Annotated in this window: 13 protein-coding genes; 7 read left to right on the top strand and 6 right to left on the bottom strand. The window is 61.3% G+C overall.

Annotated elements, in window-relative coordinates:
- The first annotated feature begins 10 nt into the window (after positions 1-10).
- Genes E1K68_RS10140 through E1K68_RS10120 form a run of 5 tightly spaced genes read left to right on the top strand, consistent with a single transcriptional unit; the run spans position 11 to position 5,946 of the window.
- Entirely contained in the window at positions 11-1,225 is a 1,215-nt protein-coding gene (locus E1K68_RS10140; RefSeq protein WP_137205265.1) for a glycosyltransferase family 4 protein, read from the top strand.
- Entirely contained in the window at positions 1,216-2,319 is a 1,104-nt protein-coding gene (locus tag E1K68_RS10135; RefSeq protein WP_034135239.1) for a glycosyltransferase family 1 protein, read from the top strand. Before E1K68_RS10140 ends, E1K68_RS10135 begins: the two co-directional genes overlap by 10 nt.
- Positions 2,319-3,722, top strand: a complete 1,404-nt coding sequence (locus E1K68_RS10130; protein ID WP_003190202.1) for an O-antigen ligase family protein — start codon at positions 2,319-2,321, stop codon at positions 3,720-3,722. The genes E1K68_RS10135 and E1K68_RS10130 overlap by 1 nt, the downstream gene beginning before the upstream one ends.
- Complete coding sequence (locus E1K68_RS10125) at positions 3,719-4,540, top strand: acyltransferase (RefSeq protein ID WP_212614028.1); 822 nt, start codon at positions 3,719-3,721, stop codon at positions 4,538-4,540. The genes E1K68_RS10130 and E1K68_RS10125 overlap by 4 nt, the downstream gene beginning before the upstream one ends.
- Complete coding sequence (locus E1K68_RS10120; protein ID WP_003190199.1) at positions 4,540-5,946, top strand: lipid II flippase MurJ; 1,407 nt, start codon at positions 4,540-4,542, stop codon at positions 5,944-5,946. The genes E1K68_RS10125 and E1K68_RS10120 overlap by 1 nt, the downstream gene beginning before the upstream one ends.
- Positions 5,947-5,982: 36 nt before the next feature.
- On the opposite strand, the gene E1K68_RS10115 is transcribed toward E1K68_RS10120, so the two are convergent.
- The 3 genes from E1K68_RS10115 to E1K68_RS10105 form a co-directional block, all read right to left on the bottom strand.
- Positions 5,983-6,561: a DUF4174 domain-containing protein gene (locus E1K68_RS10115; protein ID WP_032892532.1), complete on the bottom strand. Its 579-nt coding sequence runs from the start codon at positions 6,559-6,561 to the stop codon at positions 5,983-5,985.
- 152 nt (positions 6,562-6,713) lie between these two features.
- Complete coding sequence (locus tag E1K68_RS10110) at positions 6,714-7,346, bottom strand: glutathione S-transferase (RefSeq protein WP_003190195.1); 633 nt, start codon at positions 7,344-7,346, stop codon at positions 6,714-6,716.
- Positions 7,347-7,395: 49 nt separating this feature from the next.
- Positions 7,396-9,753, bottom strand: a complete 2,358-nt coding sequence (locus tag E1K68_RS10105; protein ID WP_212614027.1) for a DNA polymerase II — start codon at positions 9,751-9,753, stop codon at positions 7,396-7,398.
- A 189-nt stretch (positions 9,754-9,942) separates the two neighbouring features.
- Here E1K68_RS10105 and E1K68_RS10100 point away from each other — a divergent pair, with 189 nt between their 5' ends.
- Complete coding sequence (locus E1K68_RS10100; RefSeq protein ID WP_057712027.1) at positions 9,943-12,702, top strand: autotransporter outer membrane beta-barrel domain-containing protein; 2,760 nt, start codon at positions 9,943-9,945, stop codon at positions 12,700-12,702.
- Between the two features lie 55 nt (positions 12,703-12,757).
- On the opposite strand, the gene E1K68_RS10095 is transcribed toward E1K68_RS10100, so the two are convergent.
- Positions 12,758-13,216, bottom strand: a complete 459-nt coding sequence (locus tag E1K68_RS10095; RefSeq protein ID WP_057712028.1) for an SRPBCC family protein — start codon at positions 13,214-13,216, stop codon at positions 12,758-12,760.
- 97 nt (positions 13,217-13,313) lie between these two features.
- Between E1K68_RS10095 and E1K68_RS10090 the strand changes: the two genes are divergently transcribed.
- Positions 13,314-13,715 (top strand): GFA family protein, encoded by a 402-nt coding sequence (locus tag E1K68_RS10090; RefSeq protein WP_003190187.1) that lies wholly within the window; start codon positions 13,314-13,316, stop codon positions 13,713-13,715.
- 1 nt (position 13,716) lies between these two features.
- On the opposite strand, the gene mrdA is transcribed toward E1K68_RS10090, so the two are convergent.
- Both mrdA and E1K68_RS10080 read right to left on the bottom strand, forming a co-directional pair.
- Positions 13,717-15,609, bottom strand: a complete 1,893-nt coding sequence (gene mrdA, locus E1K68_RS10085; protein ID WP_057712029.1) for a penicillin-binding protein 2 — start codon at positions 15,607-15,609, stop codon at positions 13,717-13,719.
- Between the two features lie 2 nt (positions 15,610-15,611).
- The coding region (locus E1K68_RS10080) for a hypothetical protein (protein WP_212614026.1) at positions 15,612-15,818 on the bottom strand (207 nt) is incomplete at its 5' end.

Here is a 15,818-nt window from a genome sequence, read left to right as displayed (position 1 = left end):
AGAGCTGTACATGAGAATCCTCTGGATTGTGCCCTACCTGCCGTGGCCGACCACCAGCGGCGGCAAGACGCGGCAGTACCATTTGCTGCGCACCTTGAGTGAGCGCGGGCATCGCATCACGCTGCTGGCGCAATCGAAAACGCCGGCCGATGACGCGGCGCATGCGGCCTTGGAGCCGTTGCTTGAACGCCTGATCGTGGTGCCACGTCGGCCACTGAAACACCCGCTGACCCTGCTCGCAGGCTTGTTCGCGCCCTGGCCGCTGTTGACCACGGTCAACGGCCTGTCGGCGCCGTTGCAGGCCCAGTTTGCGCAACTGTTGAATGAGCGCTGGGACGTGATTCAGGTAGAACACAGCTACAGCCTGCAGCCGTTTCTACGCACATTGCAGCAGCAACGGCGCGAGTTTGTGCTGACCGAGCACAACCTGGAATCGAGCCTTGGCGGCGCCACTTATGACCGCTTCCCCAAGTGGGCCGCACCGTTTGTGCAGTACGACCAGTGGCGCTGCCGGCAATGGGAACGCAAGGCGTTCGATGCCGCCGCTCATGTGGTCGCCGTGACCGAGGCGGACGCCCAGGCCATGCGGCCGCTGTCGACGACGCCGGTGAGCGTGGTGGTCAATGGGGTCGACAGCCGCGCCTTCGCCGAGGTCAACGCCGATGCGCAGAGCCAGCGCCTGTTGTTTGTCGGCAACTACGAGTACGCACCGAACCTGGACGCTGTGCAGTGGCTGCTTGAAGAGATCTTCCCCAGGGTCTGGTTGCAGTGCCCGAACGCCCGCCTGGCGGTGGTCGGCTATGGCTTACCTGAACACTGGCGCGAGCGTTGGCCCGATGAACGTATCGAGTGGCTGGGGTTTGTTCCCGACCTGTGCGCCTTGCAACGCCGCTGCGCCGGTTTTGTCGCCCCGTTGCGCCATGGCGGCGGCTCCAAGCTCAAGGTATTGGAAGCGATGGCCGCCGGCTTGCCGCTGGTGAGCACGGCCCAGGGCGTGTCCGGGTTGGCGGTACAGCCGCAGGTGCATTACCTGGCCGGCGAAAACGCCGAGGCCCTGGCCGACGCCGTTGTGCGCCTGCTGGATGAACCGGCGCTGGCCGGGCGACTGGCCGATGCCGCACGCGACTATGCGCGGCAATACCACGACTGGGCAGTGGCGGGCAATGAACTGGAGCACCTCTACCACAGCTTGCTCACCGCCAAGGAGTCTCAGCCATGCGCGTAGCCCTGGACTATCGCCCCGCCACGGTTGCGCCGTCTTCGGGCATCGCCCGCCAGGTCGTGGCCCTGGAAGACGCCCTGCGCGCGCGGGGCAACACCGAGGTGGTGCTGTTCACTGAGGCGCCCTTGGAGCATCCGCAGCGCCAGACTGCCGTTTGCCCGGCCTGGGCCAGCCCGCTGGACGGCCTGCAACGTCCACAAGTGCGCCTGCGGTTCGAGCGCGGGTTCTTGCCCAAGGCGCTGCACGAGCAGCAGATCGACCTGTACATCGCCACGGCCAATATGGGCTTGCCGCTGTGTCGCAAACCCGCCGGCACCCGCTATGTGCTGGTGCTGCATGACCTGTTTCAGCTCACCCACCGCAACTTCCATCGCTCCAAACTCAAGGCCCTGGCCTACCGCCTGATCGACGGGGCTTCGATTGCCTGGTCGGTATGGCAGGCTGATCGGGTGTGGTGCCCTTCGCAGTTTTCCTGCAATGAAGCCGCGCGCCTGTTCCCCTGGGCCCGGGCCAAGTTCCGCGTGCTGAACAACCTTGTGCCCGAATTGAATGCAGCGCCAGAGCCGCTGCCCGCCAACCTGCCGGCGCGTTACTGGCTGGTGGTGGGCACGCGGGAGCCGCGCAAGAACATGGCGTTCTTCTTGCGCCAATGGCAGGCCTGCCGTGCGCTGAACCCTGATGTGCCGGATTTGGTTCTGGTGGGCCACGCCAGCGATGTACCGGCGGCACTGGGTGACCTGCCGGGCCTGCATTGGTGCAGCGGTTTATCGGACGGCCAACTCCAAGCGCTCTACCGTCATGCCGCGTGCCTGTGGCAGCCGTCCTATGCCGAAGGCTTTGGCTTGCCGGTGGTGGAAGCCTTGAGTGTCGGCACGCCGGTAGCAGTGGCACGCGGCAGCGCCCTGGATGAAATCGCGCCGCCCAACGCCCCGCGCTTCGCCCCCCATGACGCCGAGCAACTGCACAAGGTCATGCAACAACTGGCCGGCGCCGAGGCCACGCAAGACGGCGAAACACACCGCGCCTGGGCCCGGCAATTTGCCGAACCGGCTTATCGCGCGCGCCTGGACACTTTGCTCAAGGAATTGGATCGCTAATGCTGCCAGGAAAATTCGTCAGTCTGCTGCTGGGCCTGGTGTTCGGCGGGTTGCTGTTGGCCCTGTCGCCGATCAAGGTCATGTTGGTGGTGGCCGGTGTGGCCGTGGCCTTGACCCTGATCCGCTTTCCCCTGTGGGGCTTGCTGATTTTCGCGGTACTGGCCACCAGTATTCCCTACACCACCTTGCAACTGGGCATCCGCACCACCGTCAGCGAGGCGGTGCTGGGGCTGACCTGGGTCGGGGTGTTCTGGCAAGCGTTCATCGGCAAGACCCGTGGTTTCATGCTGTGGCGGCCGACCGAGCGGGCGCTGATGTGGCTGATGCTGTTCAGCACCATTCCGTTTATCTGGGGCATGCTGATCATCCATGCCGAAGGCAACGGGCCGGTGAACTGGGTGCGCTGGCTGATGAACCTGTCGATGTTGTTTATCGTGCCGCTGCTGCTGCGCACCGACGCCGACCGCGACAAGGTGGTGGTCGCCTTGTTGCTGGGTAACCTGGCGATGCTGTTGCTGTCGATCTTCATGTTCCTGAAGACGCGCAATGCGATGTCGATGATCGATATTCTCACCGACCTCAAATACGCCCACCCGGAAGCGGTGAAGGACATTTTCTCCGCCAACTACACGCGCATGGCCTCGCCCTGGGTGCACCCCAACCTGACCGGGGGCGTGCTGGTGCTGTTTATTCCGCTGGCACTGTTTTATGGCTGGACCCGCAGCGGCTGGCGCCGGGCCCTGGGCCTGGCGGTGGCGGTGCTGGGGTGTGCCGGCCTGCTGCTGAGTATTTCCCGTGGCGCCATCGTGGCCCTGGCGCTGGTGTTGATCTGGCTGGCCTACAAACGCGTGCCGAACAGCGGGCGCATCATCGGTATCGGGGCGGCGTTCGCCGTTGCGCTGGTGATGTTCTATCCGCCGTTGCAGGACCGCTTGATGACCATCTTCTCGACCACCAACGCCAGTACCGAAATCCGCTTTGACGAGTACGCCAGGTTCCCCACCGCCATGGCGACCTTCCCCCTGGGGATCGGCTTCAAGATCGACCCGCCCGTGCCCGGTTCCAATCTGTTGGGGATCTCCAACCTGTGGCTGAACTTCATCTACAAGGTGGGCCTACCCGGGATGCTGCTATTTATCACCGTCACCCTGTTGTGGTGGCGCGAAGTGCGGCCCCTGGGCCAGGTGCGCAAAGTCACCGCCGACAATGCGCTGTGGCTGGGGTGCATCTGCGGCGTGCTGGCGGCGCTGCTGACGGGGATTTTCGACCACTATTTCAGCTTCACCTTTGTACTGATCGCGCTGTTCTGGCTGTTGATGGGCATGAGCCTGCAACAGGTGCGCCTGCGCCCCTCCATTACCGCCCCTGTTGCTGCTATTGCGCCAAAGGATAACCAACCATGAAGCACCGGATGATTCACTCCACCGACTTGCGCGACCGCCTCCCCACGCTGGCCGCTGAAATGGGCGTGAGCCTGCCGGACCTGGAAGAGGCGCTGGACTGGTGCCTGGCCAACGACGTGGTATTTGAAGAAGGCGAAGGCGACAACAAGCGCTTCTGGATCAGCTCCATCGACCTGGAAACCGCGATTGAGCAACCGGTGGCGCGCCGCCTGTTCCGACGGATGAAACAGGATCTGCCGGCCCAGCTACTGCCGCGTTACGGCAAAAACTGGGCAACCGTCAAAGACCGGTGGCGCAGTGCCTGGGACATGGCCTACAACATCTTGATCAACAAGATCCCCAGCCACCATGTGCGCATCGCCTGGCTGCGCCTGGGTGGCGCGAAGATCGGCAAGGGCTCCAGCTTGTGGCGTAACACCGAAGTGCTGGGCATGCACAATCTGGTGGTCGGCGACGATTCGGTAATCGGTTGGCATTGCCAGGTAGACGCTCGCGCCGGGCTGGTGATCGGCAACCATGTGGCGATTGCCTCCCACGTTTTGCTCATCGCCGGCAGCCATGATCTGCAAGCGCCGGAGTTCTGGTCGATTTCCGGGCCGACTTACATCGACGACTACGTCTGGATCGGCAGCCGTGCGTTGATCGGCTTCGGCACGCACCTGGGCTATGGTTCGGTGATAAGCGCCAATACCGTGGTGGCCAAAGCCGTGGCGCCCTACAAAATCATTGGCGGCAGCGGCGCCAAAATCATGGGCGAACGCTGCCATGATCTGAACTACAAGGTGGGTGGCAAAGGCCTGTTCACCCTGTTCCACTGATGTTCGGCAGCACGCTCTGGCTGACCCTGGCGACGCTCGCCGGGCTGGTGGCCGGTTTTGCCCGCGAATGGCTGCTGGTGGCAGCCTGGGGCGCGGGCAGTCGCAGCGACGGGTTTCTGGTGGCGGTGTTTTTGCCCGAAGCATTGCGCATGACCCTGGCCGCCGGCTTGCTCGCAGCGGCTGCCCTGCCCCTCTATCAGCAACGCGACCCACAGCGCCAGCAAGCCTGGCTGGCCAGCCTGTCCCCTCGCTTGCTGGGCGTGGGCCTGGCCCTGTTTGCCCTACTGGCGCTGGGCGCGCCGCTGTGGGTGCGCCTGATCGGCCCCGGCCTGGACGCCGCGGCCCATGCCCAAGCCGCCGCCAACCTGCGCTGGCTGGCGGCCTGTGCGCCAGGCCTGGTGATGCATGGGTTGTTCAGCATTCCCTTGCAGGCACGCCAACGTTTTGTCCTGCCGGGCCTGGGCTCTTTACTGTTCAATCTGCCACCGGTGCTGTACCTGTTTATCCGTGGCAGCTCCAGCGACAGCGCCGAACTGGCAATGTGCTTTTTTGCGGGTAGTGTGTTGATGTGCCTGCCGTTACTGGCGCCGGTCTGGTCCTTCGGCTGGCGGCCGTGGCAGGTCAGCGGCGACCCGCTGGCAGGCCGCGAATTGCTGGGGCGCATCGGCCCGTTGTTGGCCAGCAACGTGGCCAGCCAGGGCCTGGCACTACTGGAGCGCTTGATCGCCAGTTTCCTGGGAGACGGCGCTGTGACGTGGGTCAACCTCGCGCGCAAGCTGATCAACCTGCCACTGATTGCCTTGATGAGCCTTAACCAAGTGCTGCTGGGCATGATGAGCGGCGAGCAAGGCCAACAGCGCCTGGCCCTGCTGCGCCGCGGCCTGGATGCAGCGACCCTGCTGAGCCTGCCTGCGGCCTTCGGCCTGATTGGCGCCAGCCCCACACTGATTCATCTGCTGATGCCCGCCCAGAGCGCCGACGGCCCACTGCCGGCGCTGCTGGCCTGGTTCGCCACGCCCCTGGTATTTGGCGCCTGGAACGCCATGCTCGCCCGCTATGCCTATGCCAGCGGCGACACGCGCCTGCCGCTCAACTGCGAACTGCTGGGCAGCCTGGTCAACGCCGCCTTGTTGGTGGTGCTGCCCTATTGTTTCGGCCTGCCGGGGATCGCCTTGGCGGCGTTGGGTGGCGTGGTGGTGACCAACCTGTTGCTGATGCACCGCCAGCAACTGCTCGGCCAACTGGGCTGGCCGTTGCAGTGGGGCTTGAGCGGGGTGCTGTTGGGTGTGGCGGCGCTGGCCCTGCACCCCTTGCACAACGATGGGTGGCAGTTGGGGTTGAGCAGCCTGGCCGGCGCGCTGGTGTTGCTGGGGCTTGGGCTTTGGCTCAAGCCATGGAAGGCCTGAGGCCGGTTCCCACCCAAACGGTGGGATGAGACCGGTTCAATCCTCCAATGGTTTGGGGGCTTTGCTGCCGGGCTTGGCGGGTTTGCTGCCCTTGGCCGGAGCCGCTGGCGCGGCTGGAACAGGCTCCGGCTCCGCAGGTGCGGCAAGCTCCTTTTCCGCCTGAGGCATCTGATCGATGGCGCTGAAAAATTCCTTCAGGTCGAGGCTGTCCGGGGGTACGGTTTTTTCGAGTTTCTTCTCGCCGTCCTTGCCGATCAGGATCACCTTGGTACCGCTGCCGACGCCGAGTTTGAGGGCGCGGATCAGCGCGTTGGTTTCTGGCGGCGTGAGCTTTTTACTGTCCTTTGGGTCCTTGGCGAACTTCTCCCCTTCGGCGCCGATACTGCCGAACTTGACGGTGTAGAACACCATGCTGCGCTCTTCGAAGGACTGCTTGGTGGCAGCCTCTTCCAGTTGTTTCTTCAGCGTTGCCAGTGTCGGGTTTCCAGCATCAAGCTCTACGACCACCAAGGGGCGCGTCTTGCCCAACTCCTGCTTGAGCGGATTATCATCAGCGGCCAACAACGGCCCCGTAAAAGCCATCAAGGTAGCCAGGGTCAGCGACCGGATGAGCATGCGCACCTCCTTTGAATTCCATGCAGGGTTCTTGAGTTTCATGTCTGCGACAGCCAAATTCAAGGATGATTCCTACACCTCTTTGAGAAGAGTAGGTCAGGAAGCCCGCTACGCAAGGGCTTGGACAGTGGCCTGGTCATTGTTTCTTCCGGTTACGAGACTTTCCACTGCGGCCAATGCCGGGCAAAAACGGGGGCCACGACAGGGTCGGCGTCTACCTGCTCCAGGCTCTGCGCAAAGCCCGGCGCCAGATTGCCGAGCACCTCGCGCGCGTCATCCCAACGCGACACCGCCGCCGCCATGATGCCCAGTGCATTCGGCGTGTTGCTCGGGGTAAACAGCTGACCGGCAAACTGATCGGCAAACACGACCCAAGCCTGGTGCAGGTAGCGCCGTGTGCCGCTGACCAGTTGCGCTTGCTGCGCCTCATCAGCATTGCCCAACCAGCGTTGCGGGTAGTCGATGATGCCGATCGCCGAATAGCAGTTGGCGGCGATATACAGCAAGCCGCGCAGGATCTGCGTACGATCGCCGGCCAGCAACTCGGCCTTGGGATACTCCAGGCCCAGGTGGATCAGGATCGCGGCGCTTTCGGTCAGTACCTGGCCATTTGGAGTAACCAGAGTGGGGATCTGCTTGAGTGGATTGATACGTGCAAGGGCGTCACTGCCCTCGCCGTCCTGCCAGGAACTGGCCTCCACGCGATGCCACGGCACTGCGCAGCGTTGCAGGGCAATTTCGATCATGCAGGAGCCGGATTCGTCGGTGCCATAAAGGGTGTACATGGGCGTTTCCTCCTGAGCCAAGGGCAATAGTGAGCCTGTGGTCGATTAGCTAGAATAGTCCCATTTGCCCGCCCACCAACGTACCGAAATCATCATTCACGAACGGCAGGATCGCATCGGCCACGGGCTGCAATTGGCGCGTGACGTAGTGGTCGTAGTCGATGGGCGCCTGGCGCACTTCCAGCGGTTGCGGGCCGTTGACGCTGATCACGTAGCTGATCCAGCCACCGCGCTGGTACTGGCGCGGGCGACCCAGACGGTCGTTGTACTCGTCGGCCAGGCGCGCGGCGCGTACATGGGGCGGGACGTTGCGTTCGTAGTCGTGCAAGGGCCGGCGCAGGCGTTTGCGGTAGATCAGCAACTCATCGAATTCGCCGCTCAAGGTACGCCGCACGTAGTCGCGTATGTAGTCCTGATGGGGTTGGCGATGGAAGATGCGTTGGTAGAGTTCCTGCTGGAATTGCCGGGCCAGGGGCGACCAGTCGCTGCGCACGGTTTCCAGGCCCTTGTAGACCATTTCTTCACTGCCATCTTCGCGTACGACCAGGCCGGCATAGCGCTTTTTGCTGCCCTCCTCGGCGCCACGAATGGTCGGCATCAGGAAGCGACTGAAGTGGGTTTCGTATTGCAGCTCCAGAGCGCTTTGCAGGCCATATTCGTTGCTCAGGTGCGCGCGCCACCAGTCGTTGACGTGCTGCACCAGCGCCAGGCCGATGCGATTGGCGTCCTGCGCAGAATGCGCGCTGCCCAGCCAGACGAAGGTGGAGTCGGTGTCGCCGTAAATCACCTCGTACCCTTGGGCCTCTACCAGCGCGCGGGTCTGGCGCATGATCTGGTGCCCCCGCAGGGTGATCGAGGACGCCAGCCGCGTGTCGAAGAACCGACAGCCGCTGGAGCCGAGCACACCGTAAAAGGCGTTCATGATGATCTTCAGTGCCTGGGAGAGCGGCGCATTGCGCTCGCGCTTGGCCTCTTCGCGGCCTTCGGACACGCGGGTGACGATGGATGGCAGGCAATGCCGGGTACGGGAGAAGCGCGCCCCGCGAAAGCCTTCCACCGAGTCGCTGTCGTCGGGATGCTTGAGGCCTTCGATCAAGCCCACCGGGTCGATGAGGAAACTGCGGATGATCGACGGGTAAAGACTTTTGTAGTCCAGCACCAGCACCGATTCATAGAGGCCCGGGCGCGAGTCCATGACAAACCCGCCGGGGCTGGCTTGGGGCGGTTTGTCGCCCAGGTTCGGCGCCACAAAACCCTGGCGATGCATCAACGGCATGTACAGGTGGGTGAAAGCGGCCACGGAGCCGCCGTTACGGTCGGCCGGCAAGCCGGTGACGCTGGCGCGTTCGAGCAGGAACTTGAGCAGCTCGGTCTTCTCGAAAATCCGTGTGACCAGTTCACAGTCCTTGAGGTTGTAGCGCGCCAGGGCGGGCTTGTCCTCGGCGAACATGCGGTTGATTTCATCCATGCGCTGGTACGGCGTGGAGATGTCCTTGCCTTCGCCAAGCAGGGTTTGCGCGACGTTTTCCAGGCTGAAGGATTCAAAACTCCAAGTGGCCGAACGCAGGGCTTCGATACCGTCGATGATCAGCCTTCCCGCCGCTGCCGCAAAGTAGTGATTGCGGCTACCGTGTTCGCGCCAGGCCATGGCTTCACCGCCACGTCCCAGCAACAGCGGCACGTTCAGGCGCTGGGCGTGTTCGTGGAGGACGCGCAGGTCGAACTGCACCACGTTCCAGCCGATGATCGCGTCGGGGTCAAACGTGGCCAGCCATTGGTTGAGGCGTTCGAGCAGTTGAGCGCGGGTGTCGCAATAGTCGAGTTTGAAATCCACGGCGTCGGTTTTGTTCGGCGGGCCGAGCATGTACACCTGGCGCTCGCCGCAGCCTTCGAGGGCGATGGAGTAGAGATCGCCCTGGGCGGTGGTCTCGATATCCAGGGACACCAGCTTCAAGGGCGGACGGTAGTCGGGGGCCGGCTTCATCTGCGCGTCAAGCAAGGTGCCGCTCGCATCCGGCGTGCCGCCGAACCACACAGGGGCGGTGATAAAGCGCTCCATCATGTAGCGCTCCGGCGGGCGCACGTCACCTTCGTAGACATCGACCCCGGCAGCGCGCAGGCGCTTTTCGATGTCCATCAACTGGCGGTGCTGGCGGACGTACAGGCCCAGGACCGGGCGGTGATGAAAGTCGCACAACTGCAACGGGCGCAACTCAAGATCGCGCTCGTCCTTGAGCAACCAATCGAGCGGCTTGCGGTAAGCCTCAGGGATGAACACCACCGAGGTTTGCACGGGTAGGCGAATGCACCGTGGCCCTTGGTCGGTGGCCAACCAGAAGCTGACCTCCGTGCCTGCCGGGGTATCGCGCCAATGCCGGGTCAGGACAAAACCCTGCTGTAAATCCACCGTACCGCACCTCAAGAATCGCGTTCAGGGCGTGATTCTACTCGGCATCCGGGCCAAGGCGGCGGGTAAACGCACACCTGGCGCGCAATATCATAAAAAGGATGTCATCGCTTTTTAGGATAAGAATGCGCTGGCAATATCAAATGGCTATATAGGAAGATAGCGCGATTCAAGAAAAGGATTTCGCGCATGTCGTTCGTCCCCCGCCGTCTGGCCCTGACTATTTCGTTGATTGTTTCCGGCGCCTCGCTTTCTCCTGCCGGCCATGCTCAAGTATTAATCGATACGCCGACCAATACGCCGCTCACCGTGGGCAGTGGCTATTTTTACGACCCCAGTTTGCGGGTGACCAAGACCGGCAGCATCACCACCCAGACGACCGCCGTCAGCGTTCGCCAAAACCTGCCTGATTGGCAACGCAATGTCTTCATTCAAAATGACGGCTCGATCAGTGCCGATAAATTAGACGCTATTAGCCTGGGCGCTGCGACCGATGTGCGCATCGAAAACACCGGGGTGATCTCGGGCGGCAGGCATGCGCTCTCGGGCGAACAATTCAATGTGCTGAGCAACCGGGGCACGCTTATCGGACGTAACGGCGCTGGGGTTTCGATAACAGGCGACGGCACGGTGTACAACTACGGCGCGATCACCGGCGGACGAGACGGTCGCCTGGAAAACGTCGACGGCGATGGACTACGCATAGCGGGCATTGCGCACATCGACAACCCGGGCATTATCCAGGCGTTTGGCGCCAGTGGAGTGGATAAGAATGGCCGAGCCAACACCAGCGATGGCGCATCCATCGGCGGCGGCTACCTGTTCAATGGCGGCACGTTTGACCCCTCTACAGGCGTTCCACGTACCGGTTCAATCACAGGCGCCAACAATGGCCTCTTAGTAAGTGATGGCCATGATGGGCCGGCGACCGGCGCAACGGAGCTGAGAAATTTCGTCGACCTGCGTGGGCTTGATGGCTATGGCGCGCGCTTTATCGGTAATTTCGACGACCGGGTATTCAACGGTGCCCTGATCAGCGGGGGTAATGGTGTAGCCCTGGACATGGGGGGCGGCAACGACACCTTGACACTGTACCCTGGCGCGCGCTTTGAGGGCATAGTCGACGGCGGTTCGGGGCATAACACCATGGTTCTGGAGGGCTACCAATATTATCCTTCAGATACGCGTGAACCCGACGGGACGGTCGAGGCGACGCGCAATTTTGACGTGCTACAAGTGCGTCGCGGCTACTGGGTACTCAATGGTCGCAGCGATTTCAGCGAAGGCGCGCGCCTCTTTGCCAATGGTCACTTGAACAACCAGGGCAGCATCGCTGGCGACGTGATCGTCGACCAAGGCGCGACTTACCGGGGCCGAGGCTCAGTCAACAATCTTACCGTCAGCGGAAGGTTGATCACGGATACCGTTGTCGGCGCGCCTCAGGTCAACGGCAACCTGATCATGAACCCAGGCTCTACATTCGAGTTCGCTACTTATCCCGACGGCAGTGCAGCGACAACCCATGTGGTCGGCAATGCCAGCCTCAACGGTGCCTATTTGTGGCCGCAGCCGGGTTACTCGATGGAGTATCCCTGGCATAGCACGTATACCGTCCTGCAAGCAGGCAGCATTACGGGTACCTTCGATGAATCCAACCTGCGCAGCTACTACGCGTTCCTGTCGCCAACACTCAGCTACGACAATAACCGGGTGAACCTGAGCTACACGCGCAACGATGTCGAGTTCATCGATTACGCCCGTACCCGTAACGCCGCCCGCGCAGTCAACAGCATCGAGTCCATCACGTGGAGCCACTGGAGCAACTGGGATGGCAGTTTCCCCCCGCCCTCCATGGTGCGAAACCCCAACCCGCTCTACGACGCGCTGCTGGCCACCTCGGAGACCACGGCCAGCGCCGCGCTCGAGGCCCTGGCAGGCAGCAGCAACGCCAACCTCGCCAGTGCCACACTGGCGGCCAGCAGCCAAGTGGGCACGTCCATGCTGTCGGCCATGCGCCAGATGAGCAGCAGTTCAAGCTTGCTGGTCGGGCTTGAGTCGGCGCAAACACCTGAGCTGGCCGTAACTGGCATCCCCAGCAGTGCGCGCAACTTGAATGATCCAAACGCACGAGGCCGCGTGTGGCTGCAAGGTATCGGCAGCTACGGCAAGCTCGATGGCCAGCACGGCAATGAGTCTTCACAGCAACGCACACAAGGCAGCCTGCTGGGTATTGACTGGTCCTTGTCGCCGCTCTGGCGCCTGGGTGTACTGGGCGGCTATTCGAAGACCGATATGGACAGCCACAACGTTGATAATTCATTACGCAGCTGGCACGCGGGGGCATATGCCGTACGCCAGGATGGCCCATTGGCGTTGCGCCTGGGGGCTGCGTACAGCCAACACAGGGGTAACAACAAGCGCACAGTAGAGTTCGCAGGTTTCAGCGAGCGACCCAAGGGTGATTACGACGCCGATAGCCAGCAAGCCTTTGCCGAACTGGGTTACATGCTGGGTAACGGCCGATTGAATATCGAGCCCTTCGCCAACCTCGGCTATCAGCGCTATCACCGCGACAACTACCGCGAGAAAGGCGGTGATGCTTCACTCAAGGTGGATGCACAAACCCAGGACAATGTCAGCAGTACCTTCGGGGTACGCCTGGCACATCTGAGCCAACTGGACAATGGCATCAGCCTGACCCCCCAGGCCAGCTTCGGCTGGCGGCACCTCTATGGCAATGTCGACAGCAAGACTCGGCAGGCTTTTTTGATTGGCGGCGACGCTTTCAATATTGAAGGCAGCGCACTGGACCGCGACAGCTTGATGGTTGAAGTGGGGTTGGCGGTGGGTTTGTCTGCGCAGCAGAACCTGAGTGTCGGTTACAACGGCGAGCTGGGCAGCAATAGCCGCAATCATGCGGTGGTCGGCCAGTGGCAGATGAGTTTCTAAAGCAATCGATGCACGCTGGCGTGAAGCCGGGCATCCACCATGATGCCCGTTCGGGTCAGGCTCGGCTCAGGTAGTTTTCGATATTGCCCATTTGTTCGTCCCAGCCACGGGAGTTCATCTTGAAAGCTTTCTGACGCCGCGCTTCGGGGACCTGGTCAAAACCGGACTCGACTACCCGCAAGAGGATGCCTGGAGCGCGATCTTCAATCGTGAACTCCACCAGCGTCGGTGTTTCCTTGTCGTAGTCGACGCCCTCTTCCACTGCGAAAGGATGCCACCAGAAAGAAAACAGCGTTTGTGGCAGGATGCGTTCGATCCTGGCCTTCCACACGACATGTTCGTAGCCTTTGTAGGTAATTGGCGCTTCGATGGTTTCTCCGGCCACAAAGGTTTTACCGTTAAGCGCGATACCGAACCACTGACCAAATTGCTCAGCCTGTGTGAGTGCCTCCCACACCTGTTTACGTGATGCGTTGAGCAGGACTTTGCGTTCGATGCGATCTAATACGTGCATAAGTCACCTCCTTCATTGAACAGTAGGCGACATCAACCAATGCGCAACCTTGCGTTGTGCGCGATGATGATGACCCCTCCTTGCCTGGCCATAGGTTATGACTGACCCACTGAATGGAAGTTGCTTGTGCAAAGGTGTGCGCTACCAAGTGGACAGCCTGGACATGCCCATCAGCCACTGCCACTGCGAAAGCTGCCGCAAGGCACACGCGGCCGCGTTTGTCGCCACGGCTGGGGTGATGCGTGAGCATTTTCGCTGGACACAGGGTGAGGAACTACTGTCGTCCTTTGAGTCTTCGCCGGGTAAATTCAGGCATTTCTGTTCGCGTTGCGGCGCGCATCTGATCGCTGAACGTGGGCATCAACCCCACGTGATTGTGCGGGTGGCGACGCTGGATGATGATCCGGGCGTCAGGCCCACCTCGCATATCTGGACGGCCCATGAAGTGCCCTGGCTGGCCTATGACGGCGTAGCGCGCTGGGACGAATGGAAGGTCTGAGTCAAACCCGTGGATCGCCGGGAGCCTTGGCCGGCGCTGCATATTGCGGCTTGAGGTGGCCTTCCTGGTCGAGCAGCCAGGCATCCATGATCTGGCGCACCACGGGCCCGGCTACACGGCCGCCGGCCTCACCGTTTTCGATCATGACTGAAATTACGATTTTCGGATGTTCGGCCGGCGCGAAGCCGACGAACAAGGCGTTATCGCGATGCCGCTCCAACGTCTTGTTGCGGTTGTAGCGCTCACCCTGCTTGATTGCCACCACCTGGGCGGTACCACTCTTGCCGGCGATACGGTATTGGGCGCCTTGCGCTGCCGCCCGGGCGATACCGCGGGGATCGTGCATCACCAACTGCATGCCGTGGTTGACCTGCTCCCAGTCACGCGGGTCCTTGAGCACCACGTTGGGCATCGGATGTTCATCTACCGGAGCCACACCATTGATGGTCTTGGCCAGGTGCGGTCGGTTCCATACACCTTTGTTGGCGATCAATGCAGTGGCCTGGGCCAATTGCAGTGGCGTCACCTGCATATAGCCCTGGCCAATGCCGAGGATCACGGTTTCGCCTGGGAACCACGGCTGGCGACGGGTGGCACGCTTCCAGGCTTGGGATGGCATCAGGCCGGCAGATTCTTCGAACATATCCAGGGACACTTTCTGGCCCAGGCCGAACTCAGCCAGATAGTCGTGCAGGCGATCAATTCCGAGTTTATGGGCCAGGTCATAGAAGTAAGTGTCGTTGGAACGCATGATGGCCGCGTCCATGTCCACCCAGCCGTCACCGCTGTGGTTCCAGTTGCGGTATTTGTGGTCAAAGTCTGGCAACTGATAGTAACCCGGGTCGAACACTCGGGTTTGTGGGGTAACGACACCACTGTCGAGACCGGCAATGGCCACTTCCGGCTTGATGGTTGAACCTGGCGCATAGAGCCCGCGTAGCACGCGGTTGAACAGCGGTCGGTCAATGGAGTCGTGCAGCGCGGCGTACTCTTTAAAGCTGATGCCGGTGACGAACAGGTTCGGATCGAAACTCGGTTTGCTGACCATAGCCAGTACTTCACCGGTTTGCGGGTCGAGCGCAACTACCGAACCACGGCGGTCGCCCAAGGCCTCTTCGGCAGCTTCCTGTAGCTTGACGTCGAGGCTCAGGACGATGTTTTTGCCAGGGATCGGATCGGTGTGCTTGAGCACACGCAGCACACGGCCCTGTGCGTTGGTCTCCACCTCTTCATAACCGACGTGACCATGCAGTTCAGACTCGTAAAAGCGCTCGATTCCGGTCTTGCCGATGGATTGGGTACCACGGTACTCCACCGAATCAAGGGTCTTGGATTCTTTTTCGTTGATGCGACCGACGTAACCGATGGAGTGGGCAAAGTGCGCGCCCAGAGGGTAATGGCGAACGAATTGTGGCTCGACGTCCACCCCAGGTAGGCGGAACTCGTTGACGGCCAAAACGGCGATCTGCTCTTCGGTCAACTCGTAGAACAACGTGACGGGAACAAACGGGTGACGGGCCTGCTTGAGCGCCTTATCAAACACTGCACGGTCTTCGGCAGGCAGGTGCAATAGATTGACGATCTCGTCCAGCTCAGCCTTGAGGTCGGCGGTGCGCTCACGGGTGATGGTCAGGTTATAACTAGGGCGGTTGTCAGCCAGGACTACGCCATTACGGTCATAGATCAAGCCGCGAGTCGGTGTAATGGGCAGTACGTGGACCCGGTTGTTTTCGGAAATTGTGGAGTGGTAGTCGTACTGCACCACCTGCAGGAAATACATGCGTCCTACCAGCGCACATGTGATCCCAATTACCAGCAACGCGCAGGCGAGCAAGCGTTTGTTGACCAGGCGGTTTTCTTTTTCGTGATCTTTGATTGGTATCGGTTCAGGCATTTCTACAGCATCTCGTTGGAAAAGGTCGACGCCGCATCCTGCGGATAAGGATCAATCCTTGTGAAAATGTGCTGCACCATAGCAAAAATGCAGAAACACTTTGTATCGAATTCCCTCAACGGCAGCTTATTTAATGTTGCCAGAAGCGCTGGAATTTTCGAGCGCCCAAAACAAAACCCCAACTGCTTTCGCAATTGGGGTTTCGGAAT

This window comes from Pseudomonas sp. B2021, from assembly GCF_018135665.1.
Lineage (GTDB): Bacteria > Pseudomonadota > Gammaproteobacteria > Pseudomonadales > Pseudomonadaceae > Aquipseudomonas > Aquipseudomonas lactis.
The sequence above is the reverse complement of the archived record's forward strand: the minus strand, read 5'-3'. Positions and strand labels throughout refer to the sequence as shown.